Source organism: Streptomyces sp. NPDC001568, from assembly GCF_042893755.1.
Classification (GTDB): Bacteria; Actinomycetota; Actinomycetes; order Streptomycetales; family Streptomycetaceae; genus Streptomyces.
On sequence record NZ_JBIAVF010000001.1, the window covers coordinates 284,732 to 301,638 of the forward strand.

Annotated in this window: 12 protein-coding genes; 11 read left to right on the forward strand and 1 reads right to left on the reverse strand. The window is 73.0% G+C overall.

Going from position 1 to position 16,907, the window contains the following annotated elements:
* Positions 1-72: 72 nt before the first annotated feature.
* Positions 73-3,420: a tetratricopeptide repeat protein gene (locus ACFY0I_RS01405; RefSeq protein ID WP_388888516.1), complete on the reverse strand. Its 3,348-nt coding sequence runs from the start codon at positions 3,418-3,420 to the stop codon at positions 73-75.
* 745 nt (positions 3,421-4,165) lie between these two features.
* On the opposite strand from ACFY0I_RS01405, the gene ACFY0I_RS01410 reads away from it, so the two are divergent.
* From ACFY0I_RS01410 to ACFY0I_RS01460, 11 genes are all read left to right on the forward strand, one after another.
* On the forward strand, positions 4,166-4,360 hold the full coding sequence (locus ACFY0I_RS01410; RefSeq protein ID WP_388888519.1) for a cypemycin family RiPP: 195 nt from the start codon (positions 4,166-4,168) through the stop codon (positions 4,358-4,360).
* Positions 4,361-4,734: 374 nt separating this feature from the next.
* Complete coding sequence (locus ACFY0I_RS01415; protein ID WP_388888522.1) at positions 4,735-6,240, forward strand: alpha/beta fold hydrolase; 1,506 nt, start codon at positions 4,735-4,737, stop codon at positions 6,238-6,240.
* Complete coding sequence (locus tag ACFY0I_RS01420) at positions 6,230-6,790, forward strand: hypothetical protein (protein WP_388888525.1); 561 nt, start codon at positions 6,230-6,232, stop codon at positions 6,788-6,790. The genes ACFY0I_RS01415 and ACFY0I_RS01420 overlap by 11 nt, the downstream gene beginning before the upstream one ends.
* The gene (locus tag ACFY0I_RS01425; protein ID WP_388888528.1) at positions 6,787-7,359 is read left to right on the forward strand and encodes a CypD family RiPP peptide-cysteine decarboxylase; all 573 of its coding nucleotides are present in this window, start codon (positions 6,787-6,789) and stop codon (positions 7,357-7,359) included. Before ACFY0I_RS01420 ends, ACFY0I_RS01425 begins: the two co-directional genes overlap by 4 nt.
* Positions 7,352-8,089 carry a class I SAM-dependent methyltransferase gene (locus ACFY0I_RS01430; protein WP_388888530.1) on the forward strand — a complete coding sequence of 246 codons (738 nt, stop codon included), beginning with the start codon at positions 7,352-7,354 and terminating at the stop codon, positions 8,087-8,089. Before ACFY0I_RS01425 ends, ACFY0I_RS01430 begins: the two co-directional genes overlap by 8 nt.
* A complete protein-coding gene (locus ACFY0I_RS01435) occupies positions 8,086-8,718 on the forward strand; it encodes an ATP-binding cassette domain-containing protein (RefSeq protein WP_388888533.1) in 633 nt (210 codons plus the stop codon). Before ACFY0I_RS01430 ends, ACFY0I_RS01435 begins: the two co-directional genes overlap by 4 nt.
* Positions 8,715-10,262: a hypothetical protein gene (locus ACFY0I_RS01440; RefSeq protein WP_388888535.1), complete on the forward strand. Its 1,548-nt coding sequence runs from the start codon at positions 8,715-8,717 to the stop codon at positions 10,260-10,262. Before ACFY0I_RS01435 ends, ACFY0I_RS01440 begins: the two co-directional genes overlap by 4 nt.
* Positions 10,263-10,344: 82 nt before the next feature.
* Positions 10,345-12,414, forward strand: coding sequence for a thioredoxin domain-containing protein (locus tag ACFY0I_RS01445; protein WP_388888538.1), 2,070 nt, complete (start codon positions 10,345-10,347; stop codon positions 12,412-12,414).
* 240 nt (positions 12,415-12,654) lie between these two features.
* A complete protein-coding gene (locus ACFY0I_RS01450) occupies positions 12,655-13,935 on the forward strand; it encodes a glycosyltransferase (protein WP_388888541.1) in 1,281 nt (426 codons plus the stop codon).
* Between the two features lie 179 nt (positions 13,936-14,114).
* Positions 14,115-15,698 carry an ArnT family glycosyltransferase gene (locus ACFY0I_RS01455; protein WP_388889298.1) on the forward strand — a complete coding sequence of 528 codons (1,584 nt, stop codon included), beginning with the start codon at positions 14,115-14,117 and terminating at the stop codon, positions 15,696-15,698.
* Between the two features lie 6 nt (positions 15,699-15,704).
* Positions 15,705-16,886 carry a glycosyltransferase gene (locus ACFY0I_RS01460; RefSeq protein WP_388888543.1) on the forward strand — a complete coding sequence of 394 codons (1,182 nt, stop codon included), beginning with the start codon at positions 15,705-15,707 and terminating at the stop codon, positions 16,884-16,886.
* Positions 16,887-16,907 lie beyond the last annotated feature (21 nt).

A 16,907-nucleotide genomic window follows, 5' to 3' on the forward strand; every position in this document is an offset into this window, starting at 1 on the left:
GCGCACGGAGCCGATCGGGCCGACGGGGCCGGGTCGGAGCCGCTCGCACCGGCGGGGCCGGGTCGCAGCCGATCACGCCGGTGGTGGGACCGGGACGCCCATGACCTCGCGCGAGCGCAGGTTCGGGACCATGCCCAGCCGCCACGCCTGCCACCCCTCCGCCGGGTCCACGCCCCGCCCGAGGATCACCCCGTACGTCTCCAGGCAGTCGTCCAGCCTGCCGTCGCGCAGCGGATGCGGGGCCGCCACCAGCCGGGACAGCTCGGCCCGCGCCTCCTCCGGGGCCCCGGGATCCGCGTACGGCAGCAGCGTGCACCGCAGGAACCGGGCCCAGTCCTCGCCGCGCAGGTCCCCGTACGAGGCGAACAGCCGCGCCGCCTCCTCGCACAGGCCCACGGCCTGCGGGATCCGCCCGTTGCCCGCGTCCACCACCGCCAGCTCCAGGCAGGTCCACGCCTCGCCGTGGGCGAGCCCGATCCGCCGGAAATCGGCCCGCGCGTCCACCAGCAGCTGACGGGCGAAGCCGGAGTTGCGCAGGTTCCCCGTCTGCGCCGCCCGCTGGTCGCGGGTGACCCGGCCCGAATGGTGCCGGGCGTGCGCCAGCCCGTACACGTCCCGCATCCGCGAGAACATCGTCCGCGCCCGCTCCAGCTCCCGCACGGCCCGGTCCCGCTCGCCGCCCTCCTCCAGCGCCTGCCCGAGGTAGTACAGCGTCCAGGCCTCCCCGCGCGTGTCCTCCGCCAGCCGGTGCCGGGCCAGCGCGTCGCGCAGCCGGTCCTGCGCCGGACCGGGATCCCCGTCGACCACCCGGGCCCGGCCCAGCTGGGTCAGCGCCCACGCCCGGCCCCGGTCGTCGCGGGTGCGCCCGTACAGGTCCAGGGCCCGGTTCAGCTCCGTCTCGGCCCGCGGCACGTCCCCGAGCCGCAGGTGGACCTGGCCCAGCTGGAAGTGCGCCCACGCCTCGCCGTGCACGCTCTCGTTCTCCCGGTGCAGCACCAGCGAACGCTCCAGCAGGGCCAGCGCCTCCGCCAGGTGCGCCCGGTCGCGTTCGACGGCCGCCAGCGCGTGCAGCCCCCACGCCCGGTCGCCCGCCAGCTCCGGCGCCTCCTGCAGGGCCAGCGCCTCCCGGATGCGGGTCGCCGCCTCCGGCAGGTTGCCCTGGTGGTGCAGGGTGATCCCGAGCGAGACCAGGGCCATCCCCGCCCCCGCCTCCTGCCGGGCCTCCCGGTACTGGTCGACCAGCGAGGTCAGCGTCGTGCGCGACTTGTCCAGCTCGCCGAGCTGACGCGCCGCGATGCCGGTGCGCCACTGCACCGAACGCGCCATCCGGCCCTCGTCCACGGCCCGCGTCAGCTCGTTGATCTCCCCGAGCCGGTACAGGTCCCCGCGCAGCAGACAGAAGTCGCAGAGCGCGCCCAGCAGGTCCAGCACCGTCTGCTGGTCGACGTCCTCCGCGTGCCGCAGGGCCGCCGTGATGAAGCTCGACTCCTCGTCCAGCCAGCGCAGCGCCGCGTCGAGGGAGGCGAAGCCGTGCCCGCCGAAGTGGTTCGCCCGCGTCGACATCTTCCCGTCGACCATCCGGATCACCGAGTCCGCGAGCTGCGCGTAGTCCCGGATCAGCCGCTCCTGGGCGGCCGCGGCCTCCGCCCGGTCCTCGTCCGCCGCCAGCCGCGCCGCCGCGAACGCGCGCACCGCGTCGTGCATCCGGTACCGCTCCCCGCGCACGAGGTCCAGCAGGCCCGCCTGAGCCAGATCGCTCAGCAGTCGCCCGGCCTCCGCCCGGTCCGAGCCCGTCAGGGCCGCCGCCGCGGACGCGCCGAGCGAGGCCCGCCCGGCCAGCGTGAGCCGCCGCAGCAGCCGGCGCCGCTCCTGCGGCAGCCGTGCGTACGCCAGGTCCAGGGCGTGCTCCAACGAACCGTCCCCGCTGTCGGAGGCCCGGGCCGCCCCCAGCGGGGCCAGCACGCGCAGCGCGAGCGGCAGTCCGGCCCCGAGCTCCAGCAGCCCGGCCTCCGCCGCCGGACCCGGCGCGGCCTCGCCCGCCGCCCGCGCCCCCTCCCGCAGCACCTGCGCCGCCTCCGGCTCCGCCAGCCGCCCCACCGGCAGCTGGTGCACCCACGCCGACAGGTCCGCGGGCAGCTCCAGCGGCTCCCGCGCCGTGACCAGCACGAGGCTCTCGGAGCGCTCCGGCACGAGCGTGCGCACCTGCGCCGCGTCCACCGCGTCGTCCAGCACCACCGTCACCGGGAGCCCGCGCAGGTGCTGGTGGTACAACTCGCCCAGCCGGCGCACCTGTTGGTCCGCCGACGCGCCCTCGCGGAACAGCAGCTGCTCGCGCGGGGCGCCGAGCCGGTTCAGCAGGTGCAGCAGTGCCTCCCGGGTGGGCAGCGGGGTCTCCGGCGCCGCCGACCCGCCCCGCAGGTCCACCAGGCACGCGCCCCGGAACTGGTCCCGCAGCGCGTGCGCCGCCCGTAGCGCGAGGGCGGTGCGGCCGGAGCCGGGCTCGCCGTGCAGGACCACGACCACCGGCCGGGTCTCGGTGCTGGCCCGGGCCGCCTGGACCCACTGCGCGATCCGGGTCAGCTCCGCGCGCCGGCCCGTGAACAGGACGCCGGAGTCGGGGAGCTGCCCGAACGACTGCTCCAGCATGCTGCGCCGCCGGGCCTCCGCGCTACGGTCCGTGCCGCGCAGCGGGGCGACGCCGCCGGAGGCCTGCTTGCCGAGGGCCGCCGCGCCGCCGGACCCGGCTCCCGGTCCCGTCGCGGTGCGCGGGCCGGCTCCGGAGCGGGCTCCGGAGCCGTTCACACCCGGCCTCGACCCCGGCCCCGGCCCGGTCGCCGCCCCGCCGGCGAGCGCGGTTCCGCCGCGCGGAGGGACCCGTACGGCCGCCGCCGCGGCGCGCTCCCGCTCCAGGAACGGCCGCACCCCGCGCACCTCCAGCACCGACAGCCACTGGAGCCGCAGCTGCTCCGGGCCCCCCGGCCGGCCCGCGGCCCCGGCGCGCCGGTTGGCGGCCGGTACGTGCAGGGCGGTCACCTTCGCCACGGTCGTGGCCGCCCCCGCGACGCCCACGACGATGCCCGCGCTGACCGCCGTACCCGCGTCGACACCGAACGCCAGGTCGGCGCCCGCCGCGGCGACGGCGGCGACGGCCGTCACCAGCAGGGCCGTCGAGGTGTTCCCCCGCCGGAAGGCCTCCCCGAAGGACAGGTCACCGGCCGCGGCCTCGTCCAGCGCGCGGACGTACGCCCCGTACTCCTCGGCCGCCGCCGCGGCCATCCCGTCCAGGGCCTCCAGGCCGCGCGCCAGCAGCGCCTCCTTGTCGGCCGGCGGCAGGGGCGAGCCCGCGACGCCGCGCCGGGCCTCCTCGTCGACGGCCCGGGCCAGCAGGCGTTCGGCCTCGACACGATGGCTGTCCCGCATCGGCATCCTCCTCGGAGAGCTCCGCAAACGTGCGCCAAGTGTCCTGCGGGACGATCCCGAAGGCGAGTGAATCTGAGCTAGTTCAGAGGGAGTTGAACCAAAACCGATTGCATCGTCGGACATCCGGGCCACCTGTTGGTCCGCCGTGGCGCCACCCCGGAGGGGGGTCGCTCGCCCGGGCGCCGAGCCCGGCGAGCAGAGGGAGCGGCGCCTCCCGGGTCGCGAGGGGCCGCTCGCCGCTCGCGCCTGGCTGGAGGTCCACCACACGCGGGTTGTGGAGAACGCAGGGGGCGGCCCCGGTGGGACGGTCGACATGACGAACTCGAGGGTGTGGTGGGTCGAGAACTGGCCGGATGTCGCCGGGTTCGAGCGCCGTGGTCCAGGGGATCCCGCAATCCACCGCCCGCCCCCACTCCGCCGGGCGCCCCGCACGGCGGGTCCTCGAACATCGTTCGCCGCCGGTCGAGGAGCCGCCCCCAATCGTCCGAGTCGCCCCGCTGTAAAGGATCCGTTCGGATGGCCGAAAACTGTCGTTATTTCTGCTGCATTAAAAGGCCTGTGTTATGTGCGGCAATGGCCGGGTCAATTGCGCTTGACGGGTTCTTGGGGGTCTGCTTAAGGTCGGTCCGCAACGTCGAGTTGCAAACGTTGTGCAGCGCGTTCATTCAGAGCGGGCGACGGGGGTGGCAACGTTCAATATGCCGATACCATTCGCTCGCATGGTCACCGACGAAAGGTTAGTGAAATGCGATCTGAAATGATCCTTACGGGCTCCAACTCCGCCGAGGCTCTGGCGGCGCAGGAATTTGCGAACTCCGTTCTCAGCGCGGCGGCCCCGGGCTTCCACGCGGACTGCGAGACGCCGGCCATGGCCACACCGGCCACGCCGACCGTCGCCCAGTTCGTGATCCAGGGCAGCACGATCTGCCTGGTTTGCTGATCCGGGACTGAGTCTGCCGCCGGAGAGGCCCGTCGCAACCGGGCCTCTCCGGCGTGCGGTTCCCACAGTACTCACGCACACGCGCGACGGCGGCCAGGCATGCGACGGGGGAGACGGGCAATCCGGTGAAATGGAAGCGGTGGGGGCGGTACGCCTCGAATGCGACAGCCGCGCAGGAAGCGGCCGATCGCGTATTTCTTCCGATAGCGATCGGTCAGGCTCTGGCGGCCGCGGAGACCCTGTTTCTCCGTGAGGAATTCCAAGAGGACGGATATCTGAGGGGCACATCGGCCCGGCAGTATCCGGAAGGCACATTGCGGCACCGAATAGGCCGCGTAATCGACCATCCGCGGACTCCCCGCGTGCTCGCGGGAGTGACCCTTGCCGCATCGGCGGGCCTGGCGCTCGCCCGCGGAAACCGGAAGGCCCAGATCGCCGCCGCGGCGGTCATCGGGACGTGCAACCGGCTGAGCGAGATCCGCACCCCCTACGGGCGCGACGGCGCGGACCAGATGACGGCGGTCATCACCCAGTACCGCGCCCTCACCGGGCTGATCCCCGACCAACGGCTCTCCGACGACCTCTTCCTGCGCGCGGTCAACTTCCAGGCCGGGCTGAGCTATGCGGTCTCGGGAATCTCCAAGGCCTTCGGCAGCAGTTGGGTCCAGGGCGACGCCCTGCTCGAAGTCCTTCAGACGGAGGCGTACGGCCGGGGGCCCGCCGCGGCGATCCTGCGCGAGTACCCGCGACTCTGCCGGGCCCTGACCATCGGAACGGTGGTGTGGGAGACGTCCTTCCCGCTCATCTACCTGTTGCCGCGCAAGCAGGCCTCCCACGCGCTCATGGCCGTCAAGGCCTTCCACATCGGTGTGGCGACCGCCATGGAACTGCCGCGCTTCGTCTGGGGGTTCTTCGGCTCCCACGGAGCCGTCGGCTACGTCCTGGACACCCGAGGCGCTCCCCGGACGTTCGAGAAGGCCGTGTTCGCCGTCGCCGGCGGCGCCGTCCTCACGAGCGCGCTGATCGCACGCGAGAAGCGCCAGGTCGCCGAGCAGCGCCGGCTCGGCCCCAAGGGCGCCGCACGGCTCGCCCACGCCGACGGCGACGTCGAGTACCGGGTGGACCGCCCCGCGGAGGGGACCCCCTCCCGCGCGGTGATCGTCCTGGAGTGCGGCCTCGGGCAGTCCTTCGAATCGTGGGAGTGGGTCGCGCGGAGCCTGGCCGAGCACCACACGGTCATCCGCTACCACCGCTCCGGATACGGCCTCACGACGGCCCGCGCGGAGAACGGCGACCTCCTCGCCGCCGTGCTCGACGAGGTCGGCGTCGAGGGCGGGATCGTGGTGGCCACCCATTCGATCGGATCGCTGAGCGCCGCCTCCTACCTGGGCGACGGGCCCCTCGCCGGCCGCGTCGACAAGCTGATCGTCGTCGACGGCACCGACCCGGTGCTGCTGGACGAGGACCGCACGGACCGCAGGCGGCTCGGCCGGTTCCTCCAGGCGCAGGTCTACACGCTCGTGGCGGCGCTCACCGGAATCCACGAGTGGGCCCCCAACGCGGTGGAGCGGCAGGCGGGCTACACGCCCGACGTCCAGTACAGCCACGTGCAGTTCGTGTTCTCGCCGAGGAACATCGTCAACTCGGTCCGCGAGTACCGCGGCATGAGGACCGAGGGCGCCGTGGAGCGTCTCGGCGCGGTCGAATCGGTCCTGGTCGTCGCCTCGGACGAGTACGCCGAGCAGCAGGCGGTGCTGGCCGAGAAGCTCGGGGCGAAGTTCGAGGTGGTACGCGGCTCGGCGCACCGGTCGATCATCGGGTACCGGGAGCACGCCGAACAGGTCGAGGGCGCTATCAGAAGGTTCATGGATGCTTACTGACCGGATCAAGGGCGGGGCGACCACCGTCGCCGTCGGGGCGCTCGCGGCGCACCTGGTGGCGACCGTGCTGCAGAACACCCCCGACTCGTACAACCAGGACATGCGCACGTTCACGGGCGGCTGGCCCATTCCCGGCTGGCGGTTCTTCGCACCGAACCCGGGTGTGCAGAACGTGCACCTGCTGGTGCGGGAGACCACCGACGAGGGTTCGACGCCGTGGCGCGACGTGACCCCCGTCGTACCGCACGGGTGGACGCAGGTGCTGTACAACCCGCGGAGCCGCGGCCCCAAGGCCCTCTTCGACGCCATGCAGCAGCTCTCCATCATGAGCGCGAACCAGGCCGACTTCTCGTGGGTCACCCAGAGCCTGCCGTACGAACTGGTGCTCGCGGCGAGCCGGGCCGCGGTGGCCGACGACGCCCGGGCGCTGCAGTTCCTGCTGATGAACGTGTTCCCCAGCGCGCCCGCGGACCAGCGGATGAAGCCGATCCTCACCTCCGAGTGGATCCCCCTGGGGAGCGCCCGCCGCCCGACGGGAGCCGTCGCGTGAACGTGGAGAAGTTCGAGGGGGCGGAGCTGCACGTCCATGTCACGGGCTCCATCAGCGCGGCGCTCGTGCCGTGGTGGATCCACTGGTTGCGCGAGTTGCAGCCGGAGCTGGTCGTGAACGTGTCGGTGACGCCCGCCGCGTCGCGGTTCGTGGCGGTCCGGGCGCTCCGCCACCTGGCCAACGGTGCCGTGTGGGTCGACTCGTGGGACGACCCGGACGTGCCGCCCGAGGTCAACTCGGGGAAGAGCGGCGCCTCCGAGTGCTTCCTCGTCTTCCCCGCCACGATGGACACCGTCATGCGCTTGGCGCAGGGGCGCGCGGACTCGCCCGCCCTCATGATGCTCCAGCTGACCGACGCGCCCCTCGTGATCGCGGACACGTTCCCGGGGTCCAACGAGATCGTCGAGAACAACGTGCGGACCCTCAAGCTCCGCCCGAACGTCGAGTTCGCTCCGCGGGTCAGTGGTGTGCGCGCAAGCAACCGGCAGACGGCCGAGGTGGGGTTCAACCTGCCGGGTGCCCTCGCCGTGGCCAACAGGATGCGGAAGGAAGGACGTTCCGGTGAGTGAACCGAGCGTGTACGACGAGACGGCGATCGAGGCGTACGACCTGGTGTCGTCGATGCTCTCCCCGGGGACCGGGCTGGTGGCCTGGGTGTCGTCCCACCGGCCCCTGGACGGGAAGAGCGTCCTGGACCTGGGGTGCGGCACGGGCGTGTCCTCGTTCGCGCTCGCCGAGGCCGGTGCGCGGGTCGTGGCGGTCGACGCCTCGCGGCCGTCTCTGGACGTGCTGGAGAAGAAGCGCCTCGACCGCGACGTCGAGGCCGTCGAGGGCGATTTCCGCGAACTCCGGTTCGACTCCACGTTCGACGTCGTCACGATGTCTCGGAACACCTTCTTCCTCGCCCAGGAGCAGGAGGACAAGATCGAGCTCCTGCGGGGCATCGCCCGGCACCTGAAGCCGGGCGGCGCGGCCTTCCTGGACTGCACCGACCCCGCCGAGTTCCAGCGCGCGGGCGGCGACGCGCACTCGGTCACCTACCCGCTGGGCCGGGACCGGATGTTGACGGTGACGCAGACCGCGGACCGCGCCGCCCAGCAGATCCTGAGCATCTTCCTGGTCCAGGGAGCGTCGACCCTCACCGCGTTCCACGAGCAGGCCACCTGGGCTACGCTGGCGGAGATCCGCCTGATGGCGCGGATCGCGGGTCTGGAGGTGACGGGCGTCAACGGGTCGTACGCGGGAGAGCCCTACACCGCGCGCTCGCGGGAGATGCTGGTCGTACTGGAGCGGCAGTGAGCGCAGTGCCGGCGATCGCCGCGGAGGGCGCCACGGTCGTCCTGGACGGGACCACCCTCCTCGCCCCGACGACGTTCGAGGTGATGCCCGGCGCGCTCTGGTGCCTCACCGGGAGCAACGGCTCCGGGAAGACGACGCTCCTGCGGGCCTTCCTGGGGAGCCGGAGGCTGACGGACGGCGCCGTCCTCGTGTGCGGCGAGACCGTCGACATGGCCAGGCCCCGGCACCGGCGTCTGGTGGCCTCGCTCGTCGAACCGATCCCCGTCGCCCGTGACATGACGCTCCGCGAACAGGTGACCCTGGTCGCCGCCTCCTGGTTCGGCAACACCACGGAGACCGCCGAACGCGCCGACGAGATCATCGGGCGGCTCGGGCTCACCGCGCTGGGCACCCGCTTCCCCTCCCAGCTCTCCTCCGGCCAGCTCCAACTCTTCAACCTCGCGCTGACCCTGGTGCGGCCGGCCGACGTCATCCTGCTCGACGAACCCGAGCGCCATCTCGACACCGATCGTGTCGACCTCGTCGCCGCCCTGCTCGCCGAGCGGGCGGAGCAGGGGACGTCGTTCCTGGTCGCCACCCATGAAGCCGCCGTGGTGGCGGCCTGCGACGGCGTCATGGAGCTGGGATGACCACGGACAGCGTCACCGCGGTCGAGGCCGACCCCAGGGACCGCGTCCACGCCGTACGACACCGCTACGCCCACCGCGGCGACCGCGCCACGGTGCAGGACTGGGCGTACACCATCTACCTCGGCGTCATCCTCAGCGCCGTCTACGTGGCACCCGTCGTCTACCTGGTGCGCACCACGCAGGCGCTCCTCCCCCTGCCGTCCGCCGAGGCGGTGACGTCCGTGGCCTGTCCGGTCGCGGCGGCGGTGGTCTGGGGCGCCCAGCTCACCGGCCGGTTCTGGGGACCGCTGGTGCTCAAGCCGTTCCTGCTGCACGTGTTCATGTCGACGGACCTGTCCCCGACGCACTACCTCGGCACGATCGCCCGCCGCCGGCTCGCGTACGCGGGACTCGGCACGTTCCTGGTCGTCTGCACGGCGACGTTCCTCGCGACCGATCTGCTCGACGACCCGGGAAGCCCACTGCTGCCGCAGGCCCTGGCCGTCGCGGTCGGCATCGGCGCCGCCGCCCCCGTGGCCTGGCTGTGGGGCCAGGTCCGTACGGTGCGCGAGAACGTCCTGTTCGCCGCCGCCGTGGCCGTCGCGGCGGCCGGCGCGGCCCTGCTCGGCCGGTCGGGCCTCATGGGCGGGGGCGGGCCGTGGCTCGTCACCGGTGCGCTCGTGGTCGCGGCCCTCCTGCTCGGTCGGTCCGCGTTCCGGGCCGTCCGTACGGTCGATCTCGCCCGGCTCGCCCGTGAATCGGCGCGCGCCGCCGAGGCCCAGACCTTCGCCTGGACCGGCACGCTCCACCACGCGCTCGATCTGTACCGCCCACAGCCGAGCGGGCTCACGTCCGCCCTGACGCGCCCGGACGGCCGGCTGCGCGGCCACCTCGCCCAGGGGGCGGTCCGCGCGGTCCGCACCCGGGGCCGCGCGCTCGCGGCGGCGGTGTTCCTGCCGACCGGCGGCGTCCTGCTGGCCCTCGGCGTCGCCGAGCCGGACGCCAGGCTGGCGACACTGTCCTGGACGACGGGCGCGGTCGGCGTGTACCTGGGGTCCGGATGGGTCGGCGAGAGCTGGCGCGGGCTGCGCGACGAGCTGACCCTGGCCCCGTTGCTCGGCGAGTGGTGGGGCGGGGTGCTCGCCCGCACCCTGGCCTGGCCGGTCGTCGCCGTGGTGGCCCCGGTGGGGCTCGCGAGCGCCGTCACCGTCCTGACCCGGTGGCCGCTCCAGGACGGGCCGCTCCACGCGCTGCTGCTCACGACGGGGTCGGTGGTGCTCGTGCTGGGCGCCCGGTTCCTGCGCGAGATGAAGATGAACCTGCCGATCGAGCTGCTGCTTCCCGTCATCACGCCGCTGGGTGACCTCTCCGCCCTGCGCGTCTTCGTCTGGCAGTTCGACGGACTCGTCGTCGTCCTGCTCGGCGTCCTCGTGATGAACGCGATGCCGTCCGCGTCCGGCGCCGCCCTGCTCGCGCTCGTCGCGGCCGCCTGCTGCGTCCGGTCGGGCCTGCGCCGCACCGGGTGGCCGCTGCGGCCCTTCGCCACCCGCCTCGGCCGGGCGTAGCGCCGCCCCGCGGGAGCGGCCCCCGGTCCGCCGGGGGCAGAGGTCCCGCGGGACCCCGGGACGGCAGGGCAGGATGGACACCATGGCGAATCGACTGGCCCATGAGACCTCCCCGTACCTCCTTCAGCACGCCGACAACCCGGTCGACTGGTGGCCGTGGTCGCCCGAGGCGTTCGAGGAGGCCCGGCGCCGCGACGTCCCCGTGCTGCTCAGCGTCGGATACAGCTCCTGCCACTGGTGTCATGTGATGGCGCACGAGTCCTTCGAGGACGAGCTGACGGCCGCTTACATGAACGAGCACTTCGTGAACATCAAGGTCGACCGGGAGGAACGCCCGGACGTCGACTCCGTCTACATGGAAGCCGTGCAGGCGGCCACCGGGCAGGGCGGCTGGCCGATGTCCGTCTTCATGACCGCCGACGGCGAACCCTTCTACTTCGGCACCTACTTCCCGCCCGAGCCCCGCCACGGCATGGCCTCCTTCACGCAGGTCCTCGAAGGGGTGCGGGCCGCCTGGACCGGACGGCGCGGCGAGGTCGCCGAGGTCGCCCGGAAGATCACCCGCGACCTGGCCGACCGCGAACTCGGCTCGGGCGCCGGATCGGGGCTGCCGACCGCCGAGTCCCAGGCCGGCGCCCTGCTCCAGCTCACCCGGGACTACGACCCGGCGAGCGGCTGGTTCGGCGGCGGCGACACGAAGTTCCCGGCCGGCATGGTCGTCGAGTTCCTGCTGCGCCACCACGCCCGCACGGGATCGGACGGCGCCCGCGAGATGGCCGAGGGCGCCTGCGAGGCCATGGCGCGCTGCAGCCTCTTCGACCAGGTGGGAGGCGGCTTCCACCGCTACGTGCTGCGCCCGCGGCCGGGCGCGGAGCTGGTCCCCCACTTCGAGAAGATGCTCTACGACAACGCCCTGCTGTGCCGCGCCTACGCGCACCTGTGGCGCAGCACCGGATCCGACCTGGCCCGCCGCGTCGCGTTGGCGACCGCGGACTTCATGGTCCGCGAACTGCGCACCGACCAGGGCGGTTTCGCCTCCGCCCTCGACGCCGACAGCGCGGACCCGGTGACCGGCGAGCACGTCGAGGGGGCGTACTACTCCTGGACGCCCGCCCAACTGGCCGAGGTGCTCGGCGAGGAGGACGGGGCGCTGGCGGCGGCCGTCTTCGGGGTGACCGAGGAGGGCACCTTCGAGCACGGCGCCTCGGTCCTGCAATTCCCGCAGGGCGGCCCCGACGTGGACGCCGAGCGGCTGACCGGCATCAAGGAGCGGCTGCTCGCCGCCCGCTCGGTGCGGCCCGCACCGGGACGGGACGACAAGATCGTGGCCGCCTGGAACGGTCTGGCCGTCGCGGCCCTCGCCGAGTGCGGGGCGTACTTCGAGCGCCCGGACCTGATCGAACGGGCCACCGAGGCCGCCGACCTGCTCGTACGGGTCCACATGGACGGCAAGGCCCGGCTCGCGCGCACCAGCCGCGACGGTGAGGTCGGCTCGAACGCCGGGGTGCTGGAGGACTACGGCGACGTCGCCGAGGGCTTCCTGACGCTGGCGGCCGTGACCGGCGAGGGGGTCTGGCTGGAATTCGCCGGGTTCCTCGTCGACCTGGTCCTGGCCGGGTTCACCGCCGAGGACGGCTCGCTCTACGACACCGCGCACGACGCCGAGCCGCTCATCCGGCGGCCGCAGGACCCCACCGACACGGCGGCGCCGTCCGGTTGGACAGCCGCCGCGGGGGCGCTGCTCTCGTACGCCGCGCACACCGGCTCGGAGCCCCACCGTACGGCGGCCGAGCGGGCGCTCGGGGTGGTGCACGCCCTCGGGCCGCGCGCCCCGCGCTTCATCGGGCACGGTCTGGCGGTCGCGGAGGCGCTCGTGGACGGGCCGCGCGAGGTGGCCGTCGTCGGACATCCGCAGGACGCCGCGCGGGCCGCGCTGCACCGGACGGCGTTGCTGGGGACGGCTCCCGGGGCGGTGGTGGCGACCGGCCTGCCGCTCCAGGCGGACGGCAGTGGCGGGGAGTTCCCCCTTCTGGCCGAGCGCACACTCGTGCACGACCGTCCGACGGCGTATGTGTGCCGACATTTCGTCTGCGCGCGGCCTACGACCGAACCGGTCGAACTCGCGGAGCAGTTGGGAACGATTCGTCCCTGAAGTACCCGGAGTACCGTCAATTCCGGTTGTCGCCGATCACCTCGGAAACGTGGTTTTTATCCGGGCGGCGCCTCAGCTTCATCTTGGCTGCCTAATCTCGAGGCTTCGGGAGTGACCGAGACCGCGCACTGGGGGGTGCGCACCTGGGGGAAGCGGAGGCGGCGGGCCGGGGGGCCCGCACCGCCTCCGGGGGGTTCGACGATCGCCGCCCGGGGTTGCGGCATGTCTGTGGGGGACGGTTTGTACACTTCTGTGTTCATTTGCGGAATTTCCTTGGCGCTGTTCTGGATGGCCGCGTTCACCCTGTGGTGGCAGATGCACGCCTGGCGCACGCCCGAGACGCTGGCCTCGACCCGGTTCGACAGCCCTGACGGTGGCGGCCGGTTGGCCTTCTCGCTCCTGCTGCCGGCCCGTCACGAACAGGCGGTCCTGGAGCACACCATCGACCGGCTGCTCGAATCGAGCCACGCCGACTACGAGATCATCGTCATCGTCGGTCACGACGACCCGGAGACGGCGGCCGTCGCCGAGCGGGCCGAGGCCGGCGCACCGGGCCGCGTGCGCGTGGTGGTCGACCACCACGAGACGAAGAACAAGCCGAAGGCCCTCAACACCGCGTTGCCGCACTGCCGGGGCGACATCGTCGGGGTCTTCGACGCCGAGGACCAGGTCCACCCGGAGCTGCTCTCCCACGTCGACCACGCCTTCCGCGCCACCGGCGCGGACGTGGTGCAGGGCGGGGTCCAGCTCATCAACTTCCACTCCAGCTGGTACAGCCTGCGCAACTGCCTGGAGTACTTCTTCTGGTTCCGTTCCCGGCTGCACCTGCACGCCGAGAAGGGCTTCATCCCGCTCGGCGGCAACACCGTCTTCGTGCGGACCGAGGTGCTGCGCGAGGCCGGCGGCTGGGACCAGAACTGCCTCGCCGAGGACTGCGACCTGGGAGTGCGGCTGTCCTCGGTCGGCAAGAAGGTCGTCGTCGCCTACGACTGCGACATGGTCACCCGGGAGGAGACGCCCGGCTCGCTGATGAGTCTGCTCAAGCAGCGGACCCGCTGGAACCAGGGCTTCCTCCAGGTCTACCGCAAGAAGGACTGGCAGCAGTTGCCCGGGCGCGGACAGCGCTGGCTGGCCCGCTACACGCTGATGACCCCGTTCATGCAGGCGGCCTCCGGGGTGATCATCCCGATCAACTTCGCCGTCGCGGTCTTCCTCGACGTGCCGGTCGGCGTCGCCATCATCACCTTCCTCCCCATGATCACGGCGATGGTGACCTTCGTGTTCGAGATCGTCGGGCTGCACGACTTCGGCCGGCAGTACGGCCTGCGGGTGCGGTTCGTGCACTACCTCAAGCTCGTCGTCGGCGGCCCGTTCTACCAGGTGATGCTCGCCGGCGCCGCGATCCGCGCGGTCTGGCGCGAGCAGCGCGGCCGCAACGAGTGGGAACTCACCAGCCACACCGGCGCCCACCTCACCGGGGCGACGGCCTCCACCGCGATCCGAGAGGACAGCCACCGGTGACCGCCACCCTGCCCACGGCCACTGATCCCCAGTCCGCGAGTGCCACCACCGGCAGCACGACCACCGACGCCACCACCGGTAGCACGACCACCGCCACCGTCACCGACGCCGCCACGAACGCCGCGACCGCCACCGCCGTCGCCGAGCCGCGCGTCCCCGCCCAGCGCGGCCGCGGCGGCCTGGGCGTCCGGCCCGCCGCCCCGGCCCACCCGCTCGTCCGCTTCCGCTCCTCCCGCCCCGACCTGCTGCTGTGCGGGACGCTGCTGCTGGCGATCCTCCTCGTCCAGGGCTGGAACATCACCAACTTCCCCACCCTGAGCGACGACGAGGGGACCTACCTCGCCCAGGCGTGGGCCGTCCAGCAGGGCGAGGGCCTCGCGCACTACACGTACTGGTACGACCACCCGCCGCTGGGCTGGATCCAGGTCGCGGGGCTGACGTACCTGCCCTCCCTGTTCGTCCCCGAGTCGATGACCGTCGCGTCGATGCGGTTCTCGATGCTCGCGGTCTCCGCCGCCAGTTCCGTACTGATCTACGTCCTCGCCCGCCGCCTGTGGCTGCCGCGTTGGGCGGCCGGACTGGCGATGGGGCTGTTCGGGCTGTCCCCGCTCTCCGTGGTGCTCCAGCGGGAGATCTTCCTCGACAACCTCGCCGTCATGTGGATGCTGCTGGCCTTCTGCCTCGCCGCGTCCCCCAGCCGCCACCTGTGGCACCACTTCGGGTCGGGACTGGCGGCCGCCACCGCCGTCCTGACCAAGGAGACGATGCTGGTGGTGCTCCCGGCGCTGTTGGTGACGATGTGGCGCCACAGCCACCGCGACACCCGCAAGTTCGCCGTCACCGGAGCCGTCACCGCCTGCGTCCTGATCGGCCTGTCGTACCCGCTGTTCGCCCTCCTCAACGGCGAGTTGCTGCCCGGCGCCGGACACGTCTCGCTGATCGACGGCATCACCTACCAGATGGGCCGTCCCGGCTCCGGATTCATCCTCGACCCGGGCTCCGGCTCGCACGGGGTCCTCCGGTCCTGGCTCTACTACGACACCGTCCTGCCGCTGGGCGGACTGGCCGGCGCCGTCCTCCTGCTGGCCACCACCCCCTCGTCGGTCACCGCCCGCGCGCTCGCCGGGCCCGCCCTGGCCGTCGTCATCCTCGCGGCCGTCGCGATGCGCCCCTCCGGCTACTTGCCCGCGATGTACGTGATCCAGGCCCTGCCCTTCCTCGCCCTGGTCCTCGCCGCCGCGGCGGCGAGCGTCACGCACGCCGTCCTGCGCCGGCGCCGCGCGCCGGGGGAGCGCCCGGCGCTGGTGCACACCCGCCGGGCGCTGGTCGCCGTCCTCGCCGCGGCGGCTGCCCTCCACGTGCTCCCGCGCTGGTACGAGGGCAACCGCACCGCGCTGACCGTCGACGCCAACGCCCCCTACCGGCAGGCCGCGGCCTGGCTCGGCAGCGAGGTCGCCGACCCGGCGAACACCCGCGTCCTCGTCGACGACGCGCTCTGGCTCGACGCCGTCCACCACGGCTTCGCACCCGGACCGGGCGCGATCTGGTTCTACAAGGCGGACCTCGACCCGGCCGTCAGCAAGACCCTGCCGGGCGGCTGGCGCGACATCGACTACGTCGTCTCCTCGCCGACCGTGCGTCGCGACGCCACGGACCTGCCCACCGTGAAGGCTGCACTGGAGCACTCGACCGCGGTGGCCGTCTTCGGGACCGGAGAGGACCGCATCGAGATCCGCCGCACCGACGCCGAGAGTGGGAGCTGACGCACCATGAGCGAGGACCTGTGGCCCCCGCACGCCCTGGATGATCCGGAACCTTCTGCTCCGCGGCCGTCCGGGGACGGCGGCGTCACCCTGATCATCCCGACCTTCAACGAGTCCGCGAACGTCGCCGAACTGCTGGCCCGGCTCACCTCCTCCCTCCCCGCCCACCCGCCCTGCGAGGTGCTGTTCGTCGACGACTCCACCGACGACACCCCCGCCGTGATCGAGAAGGCCGCCGCCGACTGCCCCTTCCCCGTCACCGTCCTGCACCGCGCGAGCCCGGACGGCGGGCTCGGCGGAGCCGTCGTCGCCGGGATCGGACGGGCCGCGTCCGACTGGATCGTCGTCATGGACGCCGACCTCCAGCACCCCCCGCACCTGGTCCCCGAACTCGTCGGCGAGGGCGAGCGCACCGGCGCCGACCTCGTCGTCGCCTCCCGCTACCTGCCCGGCGGCAGCCGCGCCGGCCTCGCCGGCGGCTACCGCGTCGCCGTCTCGCGCGGCGCGACCTGGCTGGCCAAGGGCCTCTTCCCGCGCGCCCTGCACGGCATCAGCGACCCCATGAGCGGCTTCTTCGCGATGCGCCGCAGCGCCGTCACCGCCGACGCCCTGCGCCCCCTCGGCTACAAGATCCTGCTGGAACTCGCCGTCCGCTGCCGCCCCGCGCGCACCGCCGAGGTGCCCTTCGTCTTCCAGGACCGGTACGCGGGGGAGTCGAAGTCCACCGCCCGCGAAGGCCTGCGCTTCCTCGCGCACCTGGCCGCCCTGCGCTCGGCGGCCCCCCTCGCCCGGATGATCGGCTTCGGCCTCATCGGACTCTCCGGGTTCGTCCCCAACCTGCTCGCGCTGTGGCTGCTGACCCACGCCGGCATGCACTACCTCCCGGCCGAGATCATCGCCAACCAGGCCGGGGTCCTGTGGAACTTCGCCCTCATCGAGCAACTCCTCTTCCGCGACCGCCGTCACCGCCACTGGGCGGACCGACTGGGCCGGTTCGCCCTCCTCGCCAACGCCGACCTGCTGCTGCGCATCCCGCTGATCGCGCTCTTCGTCGCCAAGCTCGGCCTGGAGGTCCTGCCCGCCACCGCGCTCGCCCTCGTCACCACCTTCGTCCTGCGCTTCGTCGCGACCGAAGCGCTCGTGTACCTGCCGCGCGGCTCCCGCGCGGCGCCCCCCACCAGGAGCTGAGCCGCAACGAAAGGACCACCC